Source organism: Streptomyces lincolnensis (assembly GCF_001685355.1).
GTDB lineage: Bacteria > Actinomycetota > Actinomycetes > Streptomycetales > Streptomycetaceae > Streptomyces > Streptomyces lincolnensis.
Window position 1 is genome coordinate 153,723 of the sequence record NZ_CP016438.1, and the last position, 15,367, is coordinate 169,089.

The following is a 15,367-nucleotide window of genomic DNA, read 5'->3' on the forward strand; positions in this document are numbered from 1 at the left end:
CGCGAAGAGGAAGAGCACGCCGCCATGGCCTCCATGATCACTACCTCGGCCACCGCAGTCCCGGACCACCTACGCGGCGCCCTCACCCGCTGGCTCATCGAAGTAACACCAGAGTTGTATGTGGGCACCGTCTCAGCCGTTCTGACGTCGCAGGTCAGGAAGAGTGCTCTCCGCGCGAGCGGAGGTGATCCGGGTCGTCGGGGCGCCGTTCATGTGCTCTCCGCGTGAGCGGAGGTGAACTGAATCGGCGCTTCATCGGGTGGGTTCCTGTGTTGCGGGTGTGTGCAGCCGCGCCCCGTACGGCTCTGCGCGAAACCGAAGCGTTCCTTCGGTCAGTTTCCAGTACGGGCAGTTTCTCCCGCACCGCAGTCGACGCCTGGCCCCGATCCAAGGCTCCGCACGGCACCTTGATCGGCCGGCGCCACTCCGTCGCCCACCTCTGCGGTCTCGGGTTGAATGACACCGGAGCAGCCCCTTCCGATTCCCTGCGTCCTGCCAGCGTCCCGAATACGGTGCCCAGCCGCTCACAGAGGCCACTTGCGGCCATCTACCCGACTACGAGACACACCATCGATGCAGGTCAGGGGCAGTTCGAACTACCGTGGTAGCAACGCTGTTGAACTCACGCGCAGTCCGTTGCTCCGCTCCAGGATGAAATTCGCTCCCCGCCTCTCGGCATGCGGCTGGCCGCAGTGGGATCTGGAACGCCTTGGCCGCACGCCGTCGGGTGCGCCGAGGTGATGCGGCATCAAGCCAAAGAGGCCCAAGCTCCGTTGGCCCTCTTCCGGGATCGGTGCGTCGCCCATATCCTCGTGCGCCGGTGGTTACCTACGGTAAGGGGTAGCGATGGGCGGCACCACACGCAGAGGATTCCTGGGTTCGGCCGCGGCCGCCGGCGGCGGGGTCGCCCTCGCGACCCCCCAACGGGCCGCGGCCCGGAACGGCGCCGCCCCACAGACCGTGGCCGTACTGGGCGGAGGCGTCGCCGGGCTCTCGGCCGCCCACGAACTCGCCGAACGCGGCTTCCGGGTCACGGTCTACGAACGCAAGGCGCTGGGCGGCAAGGCCCGCAGCATGGACGTACCGGACAGCGCCACGGGCGGCCGCGGCCCCCTGCCCGGGGAGCACGGCTTCCGCTTCATCCCCGGCATCTACCACAACCTGCCCGACACCATGCGGCGCATCCCCTTCCCCGGCAACCCCAACGGTGTCCACGACAACCTCGTCGCCCCCAAGGAGATGCTGTTCGCCCGGTCGGGCGGCCGCGAGGACATCCGGATCCCGCTTCCGTGGCCCGGCAACACCCCGGCCGAACTCACCCCCGACGAGATCCGCCGCGCCCTCACCTCGGTCCTGGACACCGCCTTCAACCTCCCCCTCCACGAGGCCCTCTACTTCGCCAACCGCTTCCTGGTCTTCCTCACCAGCTGCGATGAACGCCGCGACGAGACCTGGGAGCAGATGCCGTGGTGGGAGTTCGTACGGGCCGGACGGATGTCGTACGACTACCAGCGGATCCTCGCCATTGGCATCACCCGCAACATCGTGGCCACCAAGGCGGAAGAGGCCAGCACCCGTACCGTCGCCACCCTGCTGGAGGCCTTCGCCTTCAACCTCCTCGGGCGGGGCGCGGACGGACCGCTGGACCGGATCCTCAACGCGCCCACCAACGAGGCCTGGATCGACCCCTGGGTGACGTACCTGAAGTCACTCGGGGTCGAGTTCCACATCGGCTGGACCGTACGGGACCTGATCCTGGACACGGGCCGGATCGCCGGCGCCGTCGTTGAGGACCCGGGTGGTGCCCGCCGGACTGTCACCGCCGACCACTACATCTCGGCCATGCCGGTCGAGCACGCGCGCCGCACCTGGAACTCCGCCGTGCGCGCCGCCGATCCCCAACTGGCCGAGTGCGACCGGCTGGAGACGGACTGGATGACCGGCATCCAGTTCTATCTGACCGAACGTACGCCGATACTGCACGGCCACCTCGACCTCATCGACTCCCCCTGGTCGCTGACCGCGATCGCCCAGGCCCAGCACTGGCCGGGCCACGACTTCCCTGCCGACTTCGGCGACGGCACGGTCGCGGACTGTCTGTCCGTGGACGTCTCCGAGTGGGACCAGCCGGGCATCCTGTACGGCAAGACCGCCAAGCAGTGCACCCGCGCCGAAGTCGCCCGCGAGGTGTGGGCGCAGTTGAAGGCGGCGCTCAATGACAGCGGCCGTACGGTCCTGAAGGACTCCGTGCTGCACTCCTGGTTCCTCGATCCGGCTGTCGACGGCCTCGGCACTCCGAACCCGGTCAACGAGGAGCAGTTGCTCATCCATCCGACAGGGACCTTCCACCACCGTCCGCGATCGGCTACGAAGATCCCCAACCTCTTCCTGTCCGGCGACTATGTGGCCGTGCCCATCGATCTGGCCACCATGGAAGGCGCCAACACCTCGGCCCGGCTGGCCGTCAACGCCCTGCTGGACGGGATCGGTTCGGCCGCGGAACGCTGCACCGTCACCCCGCTGTACCGGCCCCCCGAGTTCGAGCGGATCAAACGCCACGACCGCACCCGTTACCTCCTTCGACTGCCGAATATCTTCGATGTCGGTTGACAGCCATGCTGAACCCGTCCCCGGCGACGGGAATCCCTGGGCTCTCCCGATGCTCCGGCGAATCAGCGCCTGTTTCGGTACACCGGCAGGCCGCCCTGAAGGCCATCGACCGGCTGGAGCTGCGGAGCCACCCGGTCATAGACGCACGGTCCCTTCGCGCCAAGGCGAGGACGGCGGCCGCGTACGCGCGGGATCGGTCCCAGACGGCAAAGTAGTCGGTCTGCAGCTGGTCGAACTCCTCGTCCCGGCCGGGCTGGACGCGCATGCCGTCGCCGCGGCCGAGGAGCAGGTTGGCGCGGCGGCGGCAGGCGAAGAGGCGGCCGCTTTCCGCCCGCACGCCGGGCGAGCAGTGTGTGGGCCGCGCGCAGCAAGGCGGCGTCGTGTGCCTTGCTCAGGACGACAGCGACCCGCAGCTCGCGGTCCGAAGCCTTGTATTCGGGTGTCTGCATGTAGGCGCGGAGCCGACGCTCGTACTCGGCCGGCTCGAGTTCATTAACAGCGATGGAACGCCGCACCTTCCTGACGATCTCCGGCACCGCCCTGTCCGCTCTGGCCGCGGACTGGGCCGGCGGCCCTGCAAGTGCGCTCGCCCAAGCCCGCGACGGCAAACCCATCGGCGAAGAGCTCGTCGCCTTCCTGGAAGACTCCACCCGGCACCTGGCCGGCCTGCCCACCGAGCAGCGACAGCACACCCCCGCGCTCCTGGACGCCCACCTCGCCGCGGTGACCGATCTGCTCGAGACCGGCCGCTATACGCCCGCCCTCGGGCTGCGCCTGCACACCCTGGCGGCCTCCCTCTCCCAGACCGTCGCCTGGCACGCCTTCGATCTGCGCCGCCACACCCACGCCAGCCAGAGCTGGATCGCGGGCCTGCACAACGCGCACGCAGCCGGGGACCGCGATATGGGCGCCGGGCTGTTGGGCGACCTCGCCTACCAAGCCGCCTGGCGCCGCGACCACACCACCGCCGCCAACATCCTCCACCACGCCCTGACCCGAGCCCAGAATCCCGCCGCCCGCTGCCTGCTCCAACTGCGCCTGGCCCGCACCCTCGCCGCACGCGGCGACCGCAGTGAACGCGGCGCCGTGCTCCGGGCCCTCGCCGCGGCCGAGCACCACCTCGACGACGCCGGCACCGACCGGCCCGCCTGGTGCGCCTGGGTCTCCGAGGCCGACCTCGCCGTCGACTCCGGACAAGCCCTCCTCGACCTCGGCGACACCAGCCGCGCCCACCACCTCATCAGCGAAGGCGAACGCCTGCTGCCACCTGACCGGGACAAAACCAAGGGCGTCTTCCTCGCCTACCGCGCCGCGAGCTACCTCGACCTGAAAGAACCCGAACCCGCCGCGGCCGCCGCAGCCGCCGCAACCCAGTCACTGCTCCTTCCCCGCCGCATCGGAGCGCCCCGCTGCGCCCGCCTCATCGACGACCTACTCCCCCGTTTCGAGCCCTACGCCCGCACGCAAGGCGTTCGGGAGCTCTTCCAACTGGCCGCTGCCCAGCCCGAGATCCGCTCGGGCTCGTACGGTCACAGAGTGCGGAAACCCAAGAGGATCCCGACGAGCGCGCCGGCCAGGAGGAACGGGCCGAACGGGATGGCCGTCTTGCGTCCGGCGCGCCGCGCGAGGATGAGGGCGATGCCGTACAGCGCGCCAAGCAGGTACGACGCACGTCCAGCACGTCCTGACCGCACTCGCGATCAACGTCGAGCGGCTGAGCCTCCAAGAGCCCGTCGGCCACTCCTACCGGCCCCGCCCTCCCACGGCGTTCCAGCAGTACCTCGACGCACGCGGCCTGCCCCGCCCCCTGTGGCGGCGGCAAGGAGAGTGACCCCGGATCTCAAGATTCCCAACAGCGCCGCTCAGTGCTCATGTCGGCCGTGGACGACCGTTCCGCCTGCCCAATTCCCTGCCAGGGAACCGACGTGCAATGGTCGCCCGTGGGGGTGGCCGATGGTTGCCACGCCCGGTTCCCGGAGACCGCCGCGGAGGCGCCCGGGCCGACGGTGTCGGCCCCGTAGTCTCAACTCGGACAGCAGGGAACAAGTGACCCGTCGGTAGCTTTCGGGGCTTCGCGATGGTGGTTTCCTTCGGCTGGCGGGGCACGTCCGGCCGACCACCCTGCACAATCTGAACGTGGCCAATCAGAGGACACCTCCCGAGGTAGGCATCTCGGTCCGTGAGGCCGAGGTCCTTGCCGCACTCGGTGAACATCTGACCAACGCCGAGATCGGCGCTCGGTTGTTCATCTCTATCCGCACCGTTGAAAGTCACGTCTCCTCGTTGCTGCGCAAGCTACAGGTGGACGATCGCCGTGCCCTGGCTGCTGTATCGGCGAACCTGCTCTCTGATCCGGAGGGCGCGCCGGCCGCAGTCGCGGCGCTGCCCTCGCCGTTGACGCCGTTTGTCGGGCGGGTGGCCGAGCGGGCGGCGCTGACCAAAGCGCTGCGCGAGCATCGGCTGGTCACGGCTGTGGGACCGGGCGGGGTCGGCAAGACCCGCCTGGCCCTGAGCGTCGCTGCTGAGGCGAACGATCGGTTCGCCGACGGCGTTTGGTACGTCAACCTGGTACCCGTAATCGACCCATCAGTGATCGCGGCGGCGATTGCGGACGCGCTGGGCCTCGGGGAGACTGCGGGCCGCTCAGCGACGGACAACGTCCTGGGCTGGACGGCCGGCCGGGAAACGCTGCTCGTGCTGGACAACTGCGAGCACCTGCTGGACGGCGTGGTGGTCCTGCTGGAACGGCTACTGGCCGGCAGCCCCCGGCTGGCGGTGCTCGCCACCAGCCGGGCCAGGTTGCTGGTGCCCTTCGAATGGGTGTTTGCGGTGCCCGGGATGTCCGTCGAAGCCGACGACAGCGGCCCCGGTGACGCGGTCGAGCTGTTTGTTGGGCGGGCATCGGCCGGCGGGAGCCTGCTGACGTCCGACGACAACAAGCGCATCGCCGCAGTCTGCCGGTGCCTGGACGGCATGGCACTGGCGATAGAACTGGCCGCTGCCCGGTACGCGTCGCTCGGACTTGATGGGCTCGAAGCCGGGTTGGCCGACCGGCTGCGGCTGCTGACCGGCGGACCACGGATCGATGACCGGCACCGTTCGTTGCGCGCGACGCTCGACTGGAGTTACGCGCTGCTGGCCCAACCCGATCAGGCGGTGCTGCGCCGGATCTCGGTTTTCGCCGGCCCGTTCACCGCGGGCGCTGCGGCGACGGTTCTGGCCGGTTGGCCACCGGAGCCGGCCGGCTCCATGGCGACCATCCTGGCCGGGCTCGCGGACCAGAGCCTGCTGATCGCGATCGCGGAGCCGAGTGGAACTCGCTACCGCGCCTTGGAAACGATCCGTCAGTACGGCGCAGATCGGCTCGAAGACGCCGGCGAGTCGGACCAGGCACTCTCGCGCCACCTCAATTGGTGTCTGGATGAAAGCGCAGATCTCCAGGTCACCTCCCGCGAACTCGCCGGTTCCTGGCGAGGGGCGTTCGATCGGGTCGCCGACGAGTTGCGGGGTGCCCTGGCCTGGGCGGCCGGCAACACTGAATACCGTCCCGAGGGGTACCGGTTGGCGATCGGGTTGGCCGAGCTGGCCTTCACCCGGGGCATGCCCGGGGAGTCGCAGCGGCGCTACGAGCAGGCGGCCGAGCTCGCCGCGGACGACTCGCTGGCCGCCGGCGCCTTGCGCTGTGCGGCAGGTGCCGCCGAGTCTCGGCATTTCGGCAACGACGCGCTGCGGCTGCGCAGGGCTGCGGCCGACGCAGCGATACGAGCAGGTGATCGGGGTGGCGCGGCTGGTGACCTCGCCCGGAATGCCGAGTTCATCAACCGCGCCCCGGGGCTGATCGAGACCGAGCCCGCGGCCGGAGAGGTGGAGGCGCTGATCGCCGAGGCGTGGACGCTGGCCGACAGCGACCTGGCTGCGCAGGCACGGCTGCTCACCGCCGAGGCGTGCAACGGCGCGATCGCCGATCCGGCCACCCTCGAGCTCATCGAGCGCGCGCTCACGCTGGCCCGCCGCATCGATGACCCACTGATCGAGAGCGCCGCCCTCGACCAGCTCACCGCGGTGCAGCTGGGCCGCGGCGAGGTCCGAGCCGCGGCGGCCAGCGCGATGCGGCGCACCGAGCTGCTGGCCCCGCTGCAGGTGACGGCCACGACCGGGTTTGAGTTCTTCGACGGGTTCGGCATGGCCGACCATTGCGCCGTCGCCGCCGGTGACCTACGAGCCGCGAGGAGACATGCCGAGCGCCTGCGGGATCTGCCGTTCTACCGCGAGGAGGGCCACTTGGCGACCAGACGGATGCTCGTCGTCACGGCGCTCGCGGGCGACTGGGACGAGACGATCACGCTGGCGGAGCGGTTCCGCGAAGGGTGGGGCCGGGCCGGCCGGCCACGTGCGGGCAATCTCAGGAGCGCCGCGTATGCGGCCGCGACGGTCCACGGACTGCGCGGGGACGACGACGCCCGTGCTGTGTGGCTGGACATCGTCGACGCCCTCGGGACGCCGGGCCGCTCGCCGTCACCGCTTCGGTACGGCGAATTTTTCGACGCCTTGCTCCTGCTGCACCGCGGTCTGCCCCAGCAGGCGGTGCAGGTGTTACACACGCCTCCGGGGCAGTTGACGGACTGGTACGACAGCGTGTGGCGTACCTGGTACGCCGCCGTGTGGGCCGAGGCAGCAGCCCTCAGCGGGCACCAGGACGCCGCCGCTCGCATTCAGCGTGCGCGCCTGGTGACGGTGGGAAACCCGATCGCCACCGCCATCGTCGACCGAGCGGCGGTCTTGGCCTCAGGAGACGTCGGCCGCGACGGTTTGACCGCCGCGGCCGCTGCCCTGGAGGGTGCCGGCTGCCGCTACCAATGGGCCCGGGCGCTCGTCTTCCTCGGCGGGGAGCAACGAGCACGTGGCGAGTCCGAGCTGGCGAGGATGGGTGCGACGGCTATGGCCTGGCCTCCACAATGATGTTGAACGGGGTCTTGGTCGCCCGCCGTACGTGGCTGAACCCGACCTCGCGCAGCACGGCGGCCAGTCGGCGTTGACCGGCCTGCGCACCCAGTCCAGTCCGACTTCCTGGGCCGGCGAGCCTGGCGTGCAGATCACCGTGGACGGGCCGTCATAGGTTCGTCCGACCGGGTTCAGGTTCTGCTCCAGTACGTCGCCGGCGTTCGGCTGGACCAGCAACAGCGTGCCGTCCGGTGATGGAGCGGTCGTGCTCTGCCCAGCCGACGCCCGCGCCGGTGCGGAATGCGTCGACGAACACCTCGTGGTTGGCGTAGCACGACGCGATGGTCTCGAAGGTGCTGCCGAGGACGATCGGGCTGTCTTCGTTCGCGACGACCATGGCCTGTTCCGCCGGTTCATAGGTACCGCCGCCAGCCGGGTTGTAGACGACATAGCCGCTGGCTGCTTGGTTGCCGAGCCACGCACGGGCATGGCGCTCAGTGGTATCGACGCATTGCGCCAGCACGGACGAGGTGATCGGCCCGGCGCCGGCCATCGCCTTGTAAAGGCCCAGCCGATCGCCGATGTGCAACAGCAGCCGGGAGATGGCTGCCCTCATGCCAAGCACCGCCTGTCCGACGAACGCTTCGAGTTTCGCCTCGTCGATCGTCGCGGCGGCGGTTGCTGTGGTCATTGGTGTCCACGCTTTTGGTGCAGGTCCCCGATGGATCTGCGTGAAGGAGCGTGCTCGCATGCCTGGGTGCAGCGCATCGGTGCCGAGCACGGATGCCACCACGCAATCCTCGGGTCCGTGGCGGGCACGGATGTCTGATAGCCCGCTCTGGCTCAGGGTTGGCACCAGCCACAAACGGTCGCTGGTTGAGCACCCTCGAAGGAGCATTGAAGATGATCCCGCACCACGCCGTTGCCGCCCTGGCAGCCGCTCAGCGCACCAGCATGCCGGCGCCAGGCGCGAGCCTCATGGCTGGCTGAGCACGCTCTTCGCCATCGGCAACGGACCCGCGCTTCGGCTAGCCGACGGTCGCCGCTGCGCCAGTTCCAAGGACTGCTGTCCACGCCATCCGAGTCGCCGGCAGCCATGACCACGGCTGACGGCAGGGGCTCTGTCCACATTCGGGCTCCCAGCAGCGAACGGCGGGCACGTTGATGCCCACACCGCCGGGATCGTCCGGGATTCCCTACCCATTCCGCCGCGCAATGCTCATCAGCAGACCGACCGTAGCCACGGCTGCCGCCATCGGACGTAGCGCACCTGCGGCGCGCATGGACCCAGGTCAGACCCACCGGCCCGTTCGGTCCAGACCAATAGAGAGAAGGGCATCGTGAAGGCACGCAGCAAGATCTTCGGGACGCTGGTGATGGCCGCATCGGCCGGCGCCTTGAACATTCGTTCAATGGGCGCGGGCCAGGCTCACGGCGTAGTTCGCCGCGGCTTTGGACCTAGAGGGCCTGGTAGACGGTCTCGTGGACCACGTGCGTCTCCGGCCGGTCGGGAAATTGTGTCCGCAGAGCCTGGTAGATCTGCTCCGGGCTCCACCGCTTGTCCATCGCCAAGTACCGCCGAGCGGACCGGAGAGCGACAGGTCGGTCCCGGTGAAACAGGCTGTCGACCAGTCGCTGACGGCCCCGGCTGGTGCCTTTGGCGGTATCCACCGCAGCCGGGGCGCCGCGCATGTCAAGAAGGGGGAATCATGGAACAACCATCGAATGTGGCACACCACCAGATGCCCGGGAGGATGGCCACCTGGCTGTGGAGGCGGGCAGGCCGGTGGGCGCGGTCGCCCAAGGCCGGGGTGCTGGTTGTGGTGGCGCTGCTGGCGACCGCCTTCGCCGTGACACCCGCGCACGCGGACGACCCGGGGCTGAACTGCGCGCTCACTGCGACCGCCTCGATCACGGTCGCGCCATCGCCAGTGGTGTTCGGGCAGAACGCCCAAGTGCAGTGGAGCGCCTCGGGCGTGAACTGCACCTCCGAGAACGCGTTGCAGATCAGCGGACCGGGCTTCAACCCGTCGACGGAGATCTTCCCGGTCGCCGGCGGTTCGCGGTCGGTGTTCATCGGCTTCACCGGCACCGCCACCTGGGACGTGACCGTGCTCGACCTGTCGTCGGACACCGGGTTTTCCAGGCACCTGGCATCCGTCACGGCCTCGGTCACCGGAGTCACCTTCGTCCCGGACCTGACCGGCGACACCCAGGCTCAGGCCGGGCAGGCGCTGTTGAACGCGGGATACAGGCTCGGCGGCGTGGGCAGTGCCGTCGACTGCGACAACGTACAAAGGGTGAGCAGGCAGAACCCCACCGCGGGCACCCCACTGGTACGGGGGTCCTCGGTGTCGATCACGATCGGCAGGAAGCCCACGCCACCCCAACAGTGCATGTGACGGATCAGCTGCTCTCCACAAGCGCCGGGACCGCGGAACTCGCGGTCCCGGCGCATGCGTGTAAGGCCGCCTATGGTGCGCATGCGTCTCGCCGGAGCGGAGACACGGAGCTCGCCCCGGGGTGTCGACGAGCTGCGAACGGTTTGTGGACGGCTCTCGCCAGACTGAGGGGAGCCGAGAAGTGACGGTGCTGACCGACGGCGCCTACTGGGGCACCGGCCTCGTTGTCCCGCGCCGCCGCCGCGGCAAGCGCCCACTGCTGCCCGTCCAGGAAGCCGACAATGCCGAACACTGCAAAGTCCGAGCCCGGGTCGAGCACACCTTCGCCCGGATGAAGAACTACAAGATCCTTCGCGACTGCCGGCAACGCGGCGACGGCCTCCACCACGCCGTCCAGGCCGTCGCCCGCATGCACAACCTCGCCCTCACTGCATGACCAGACGCGTCAACGGCGCAGTTCAGACTGCGTGATCACGATCTGCTGCAACTTTAGTCAGCGCGGTTCACGGATCATGCAGTCGTACAGCGGCGCGTCGTCCCACGGGTGGGATACCCCGACCTTCCGGTATCCCCACGCGGCATAGGCGGACTGGGCCGGTGCGGCCTCAGGCTCGGGCCGCATCGTGAGCGTGACCCGCTCGGCGTCCAGGCCTTCGAGCAGCCGTGCGTGCAGCTCGGCGGCGATGCCTTGCCGTCGCCACGGCTTACGCACAGCGAGCTCGATGATGACGAACGTCCGTCGGCCGTCTTCCTGCGTGAAGTCCTCCGGGAGCGTCACGTCCTGAAGGTTGTGCCACCACTGGGTGCCAGAGGAGAGGTAATAGCCGTATGTGAAGCCGATGACCTCGTTCCCCTCGCGGGCGAGGACCAGGCGCATCCCAGGGCGCCGTGCCTGAACCTGGTAGTGCTTGATGAACTCGGCGACATCGCTGGGACCCTCGCAGTAGGGCGGCTCTTCGTAGACCTCCTCGTAAGCGTGGAGAAACGCGTCGAGCTGGCGGGCGGCCTCTGCTGCAGCGTGGCGTTCGTAGGTCACCTCGGTCATCAGGCGACTCCACTCAGTTCGGCGAACTCAGTCAGTTGATCAGCGGCATCCCGAGCAGCGGTGGTATCGACGCCCCTGAGGAGGCCGGTGACTTCCTTGAGCCGCCGGTTGACGCGCCCGGACTCGACTTCCTCCAGGTGCTCAAGGGACTCAACGGCCTCAGCGGCCGCCTCGTCGGCCTCGCCAGCCCGAACGAGGCTCCGCGAGAGGGTGAGGCGGTACAGGGCACGGTTGCGCCCGTAGGTGCGGTCCTGGTGGGCGAGGGCGGCACGCAGGAAAGTCACGGCCGAATGGTGGTGTCCGGCCTCGGTGTAGAGCAGGCCTTGCGTGTAGTCGAGTTCGGCGTGACCGTGGAAGGCCGCCCATTCTGGAGAGGGGCGTCCGCGTCCGTCACGCTCTACGAGCCGCATCGACTCGGTGAGCCGCTTCTTCGCTCCGGTCTGGTCGTTGAGGAGCGACAGTGCGCGCGCCGCGCGGGAGGCGAGAAGGGATTGGAGCATCGGAGAGCCGTACCGGACGGCGCGCTCCTGCGCGGCCTGCGCCAACGCGAGGCCCTGCCGCGGGCGCCCTTCGTAGCTGGCCTGCATGCTCAGCGAGGCGAGCACCATGATGGCGAGGTTGTCGTCACCGAGGACGGTCGCGGTCGTGAGGGCTTCTCCCCAGTAACGGCGTGCGCGGCCCTGGTCGTCGGCGTCGTAGTACAGCCAGCCGCAGTGCTCTGCGGTCTCGCCGACCTTGAGACGCTCGAGCTGAAACTCGCGATGGTGTGCGCGTCCGCCGTACTCATCACAAGGAGCGTACGAGGATCGCGTCGGGCCGGGAGGATTCCGGAGCAAACCCGCTCGTGGGCGGGCTCCGTTCGGCAGCCGGGGCCGGCGAACGGAGCCCGGGTCAGTCGCCGATGGTGCAGGCGTGTCCATTGAGGGTGTATCTCTCAGGGGCCGAGGTGTCGCCCGTGTGGTTGGCCAGGTAGCCGATCTCGACGCTGTCGCCCGGCGCGATCGTGCCGTTGTACGCGGCGTTGGCCGCGGTGACCATGTCGCCGTTCTGGACGAGGTCGGTGTTCCAGTCCGAGATGATCGTCTGGCCCAGGGCGAGAGGGAAGACGAGCTTCCAGCCGGAGACGGGTGTGGTGCCGGTGTTGGTGAGGGTGAGGTTCGCGGTCAGGCCGCCGCCCCAGGCGTTCGCGGTCTGGGTGATCCGGCAGGTCGGCGCGACCCTCTCGAACGACACCCGGTGCAGTCCACCGGGCAGGTCGTTGACGACGTAGAGCTCCCCCTCCGGCGTGGCGCCGAACGCCGTGACCTGGGTCGGCGTCTGCCCGATCTCGGCCTGGAGGTAGCCGCCCGCGCCGTCGTCGCGCAGCGCCCAGACGGTGGACGAGCAGTAGTCGGTGGCGATGTACGTGCCCCCGACCAGGTCCGCGAACTGCTTGCCGCGGTACACCTGCCCGCCGATGACCGCGCAGCTGCCGGTGCGCGGTGAGTAGGTGAAGACCGGATCGGTGAGCTCGGCGCCGCCCCCGCACTGGGCCTCGTCGAACACCACCAGCCCTTCGCGGCAGGACCAGCCGAGGTTTGCCCCGGGCTGCTCCGCAGGGCGCAGCCGGTCGATCTCCTCCCACCTGCCCTGACCGACGTCGCCGATCCACAGCGAGCCGTCCGCGGGGTCGAAGGAGAACCGCCAGGGGTTGCGCAGCCCGTAGGTCCAGATCTCCGGGCGGGCTCCCGCGACGCCGGCGAACGGATTGTCCCCGGGCACGCAGTACGCGAGGTCCCCGCAGCTCCGGCTCACGTCGATGCGCAGGATCTTGCCCAGCAGGGTGTCCAGCCGCTGCCCGGAGTCGAAGGGGTCTCCGGAACCGCCGCCGTCGCCGATGCTCCAGTACAGGTGGCCGTCGGGGCCGAAGGCGAGCTGGCCGCCGTTGTGGTTGCTGTACGTGGCGTGCTCCTGGGACAGCAGCACCTCCAGGCGTGCGTCGTCGAGGTCGTACCGGGCCAGGGTCACCGCTCCATCCGGCAGCGCGGTGTACGCCAGATACACCTCCCGGCTGTCCGGGAAGTCGGGCGCCGTCGCGATGCCGAGCAGCCCGCGCTCGTTGCCCGACTCGTCCACCGCGGCCGTGATGTCGATGAGCGGGGTCTGCGCGAGGCCGGTGTCCGGGTGGTACACCCGCACGGTGCCGCGCTTCTCGGCGATGAACAGCCGGCCCGAGCCGTCGTCCGGCGCGGCGATGGCGATGGGGCGCCTCAGGCCGGAGGCGACCTGGGTGGTGCGCGCGGCGATCTCCGGCAGCGGTACGGACGACTCCGCGCCGGCGTCGGCGGGTCTCGGGGACTCCGGCGGGGAGGCGGAGGCTGCCGGAAGGGTCGAGAGGGACAGCAGTGAGGCGATCAGCAGGGGTATTGCCCAGCGTCGTTTCAGCATGTCGGCTCCACGGGCGAGGGAGAGCCGCCCCACGGGCGGGAAGGAGTCGGCTCCACGGTCGAGTGAGTGCGGGCTTCATCCGGCGGGTGCGCTCGCGCACCCGCCGACCGTCGCTGTGGCGCGGCCGCGAGGCGGCGACGTTCGCCGCCTCAAGGCCGCGCCTGGTGTCAGGGCCTTGTCCGGCAGATCATGCCGCGGTAAACGACGGCCCCTTGCGGGCCCGCACCGGCGGGTACTGCACCCGGTGCTGCGACACGATCCACCGGACAGGCCCGAAGGGGATGCGGATCACGGTCGGGCGTCGGCCTGCGGGCGGCGCCGTCCGCGGTGGAACGCCGCACCCGCGCAGGCCACCAGGACCGCGGCTCCCGCCAGCGAGCCGGCCAGCGCGGTGAGCGGCGAGCCGCTCGTTGCCTTGCCGGCGGCGTTCACCGCGTCCACGTCCGGCGCCGCGGCGGCATGCGCCCCGTGCCCGGTGTGAGCCGCCGCTGCCTGGATGCCGGTGGACCCCGCCGCCTTCGCCGCCTTCGCCGCGATCGCGTCGGCCGTCGTCCGGCCACCGCCCAGACCCGTGACCTCGCCCTGACCGCCATCGAAGACGACGTCGGAGCAGGAGAAGAAGTTCTCCTGGCTGTCCGAACGGATCCACTGGACGAAGAGCATGTGCGGACCGGACCGCGCAGGCAGCCGCAGGTCCCAGTAGTAGTGGCCGCCCACGCTACCCGGGCCACTCGTCTGCGGCGGGTCGGTGACGGTCTGCAGATGCGTCAGGTGACCCCATGCCAGGGGAGTGGTGGGCGACCAGCCGTTCTTGGTGATGTACACCTCGAACTTGCCCGGGTGGTGTGCCCAGTTGCTGTAGTTGATCTGGATGTTCGAGCCCGAGGTGAGGTGCGTCTTCGGCCAGTCCGTGCGGGCCGCGTTGTAGGGGGAGAAGTTGTACGGGCTCCTGTCGCCGGCGCTGCAGAGCTTCCCGTCAGGGACGTAGCCCGCACTCCTGCCACCGGCGTTGGAGTCCAGCACGGCGAACCAGTTGTACAGCGGCGTGGTGCCGGCCTGCTGGACGGCGGCGCGACAAGCCGGGTTGGAGGGCATCTGGGTCGATCCGTTCTGGAGCAGGTCCAGGTAGCAGAGATACGTGCGCGAGCCGGGCCCCATGGCGACGCCGTGCGCCGCCGCCGGGGACGGCAGCGAGACCACGGCGAGGGCCAGTAACAGGGCTCCCAGCAGGGCGAATAAGCGGTGGAAGCGGAGCCGCTTCCAGCTCCGGCCGACGTGTCCGATGATCATGTGGGGGATCTCCTCCGCGGTGATGCGGCACGGCGGGCAGCCGACCGGCATCAGCGCGCAGACGTCAGGTCGGCCGAGCGGCGACTCACCCGCCGAACCGCCCGACTGTAGAAGTGCCGCGCACCCACCAAGGCGCCCGACCGGCCTGCGGCCGGATCGCCGTAAGGTGAATGGGAGCGCTCCCATACCATAGTGGCCAGCCGGACATCCGTGAATGCCCCCGTCGCATCCTCTTCTCCCCTGCCGAAGGCGGCCGGCTCGTACGCTTCCTGCCTCCCGGAAGCGCACAGTACGAGTGGGTCCAGACCAGGGCGAGGAAGCCGCCGTAGACGGCCGAGGCGAGGGTGGCGGGTATGAAGGTCCCGTACACGGCGGCTTGCGGACCCTTGCCGCCGACCGCGATCAGGACGAATACGGCGGTGTAGATCCACACCACGGCGGGAGTCGGCGTCGGGGGCACAGGATCAGCCGCACCACCCCGGCCACCAGCATGGCGGCGACCACGACGTGCCAGGTCAGCCGCCCAACCCGAGCAGGTGCCAACAACGATGACCAAACAGCGCCAACTATCGAGACCAGAGTGGAGCATCGAGCCTGCTCGGCGGACCCGCTGGTGTCATCCACCTCGACCAGTCACACTCACGCGGCTGTT

Annotated in this window: 10 protein-coding genes and 2 pseudogenes; 5 read left to right on the forward strand and 7 right to left on the reverse strand. The window is 69.6% G+C overall.

What is annotated here, in order from left to right:
• Positions 1–33 precede the first annotated feature (33 nt).
• Both SLINC_RS50340 and SLINC_RS00705 read left to right on the forward strand, forming a co-directional pair.
• A complete protein-coding gene (locus SLINC_RS50340; RefSeq protein WP_375141516.1) occupies positions 34–228 on the forward strand; it encodes a type I-E CRISPR-associated endoribonuclease Cas2 in 195 nt (64 codons plus the stop codon).
• 618 nt (positions 229–846) lie between these two features.
• A complete protein-coding gene (locus tag SLINC_RS00705) occupies positions 847–2,610 on the forward strand; it encodes a hydroxysqualene dehydroxylase (protein WP_067425320.1) in 1,764 nt (587 codons plus the stop codon).
• A gap of 492 nt (positions 2,611–3,102) precedes the next feature.
• On the opposite strand, the gene SLINC_RS47110 is transcribed toward SLINC_RS00705, so the two are convergent.
• Complete coding sequence (locus SLINC_RS47110; RefSeq protein ID WP_114604605.1) at positions 3,103–3,846, reverse strand: hypothetical protein; 744 nt, start codon at positions 3,844–3,846, stop codon at positions 3,103–3,105.
• Between the two features lie 900 nt (positions 3,847–4,746).
• Here SLINC_RS47110 and SLINC_RS00715 point away from each other — a divergent pair.
• Positions 4,747–7,569, forward strand: a complete 2,823-nt coding sequence (locus tag SLINC_RS00715) for an ATP-binding protein (protein ID WP_225988195.1) — start codon at positions 4,747–4,749, stop codon at positions 7,567–7,569.
• Between the two features lie 151 nt (positions 7,570–7,720).
• Here SLINC_RS00715 and SLINC_RS00720 read toward each other — a convergent pair whose 3' ends face one another.
• Complete coding sequence (locus tag SLINC_RS00720; RefSeq protein WP_211292747.1) at positions 7,721–8,341, reverse strand: hypothetical protein; 621 nt, start codon at positions 8,339–8,341, stop codon at positions 7,721–7,723.
• A 671-nt stretch (positions 8,342–9,012) separates the two neighbouring features.
• Positions 9,013–9,117 (reverse strand): annotated as a pseudogene (locus SLINC_RS50610) (IS30 family transposase); the annotation flags it as partial.
• Positions 9,118–9,260: 143 nt separating this feature from the next.
• Here SLINC_RS50610 and SLINC_RS00730 point away from each other — a divergent pair.
• Both SLINC_RS00730 and SLINC_RS00735 read left to right on the forward strand, forming a co-directional pair.
• A complete protein-coding gene (locus tag SLINC_RS00730; protein WP_079164340.1) occupies positions 9,261–9,953 on the forward strand; it encodes a PASTA domain-containing protein in 693 nt (230 codons plus the stop codon).
• A gap of 181 nt (positions 9,954–10,134) precedes the next feature.
• Positions 10,135–10,389, forward strand: a pseudogene (locus tag SLINC_RS00735) (transposase family protein); the annotation flags it as partial.
• 57 nt (positions 10,390–10,446) lie between these two features.
• Here SLINC_RS00735 and SLINC_RS00740 read toward each other — a convergent pair.
• From SLINC_RS00740 to SLINC_RS00755, 4 genes are all read right to left on the reverse strand, one after another.
• Complete coding sequence (locus SLINC_RS00740) at positions 10,447–10,998, reverse strand: GNAT family N-acetyltransferase (RefSeq protein WP_067425334.1); 552 nt, start codon at positions 10,996–10,998, stop codon at positions 10,447–10,449.
• A complete protein-coding gene (locus SLINC_RS00745) occupies positions 10,998–11,834 on the reverse strand; it encodes a hypothetical protein (RefSeq protein WP_225988196.1) in 837 nt (278 codons plus the stop codon). Before SLINC_RS00745 ends, SLINC_RS00740 begins: the two co-directional genes overlap by 1 nt.
• Before the next feature lie 55 nt (positions 11,835–11,889).
• On the reverse strand, positions 11,890–13,425 hold the full coding sequence (locus SLINC_RS00750; RefSeq protein ID WP_067425337.1) for a PQQ-dependent sugar dehydrogenase: 1,536 nt from the start codon (positions 13,423–13,425) through the stop codon (positions 11,890–11,892).
• Positions 13,426–13,713: 288 nt separating this feature from the next.
• Positions 13,714–14,715: a lytic polysaccharide monooxygenase auxiliary activity family 9 protein gene (locus SLINC_RS00755; protein WP_067444709.1), complete on the reverse strand. Its 1,002-nt coding sequence runs from the start codon at positions 14,713–14,715 to the stop codon at positions 13,714–13,716.
• Between the last annotated feature and the right edge of the window lie 652 nt (positions 14,716–15,367).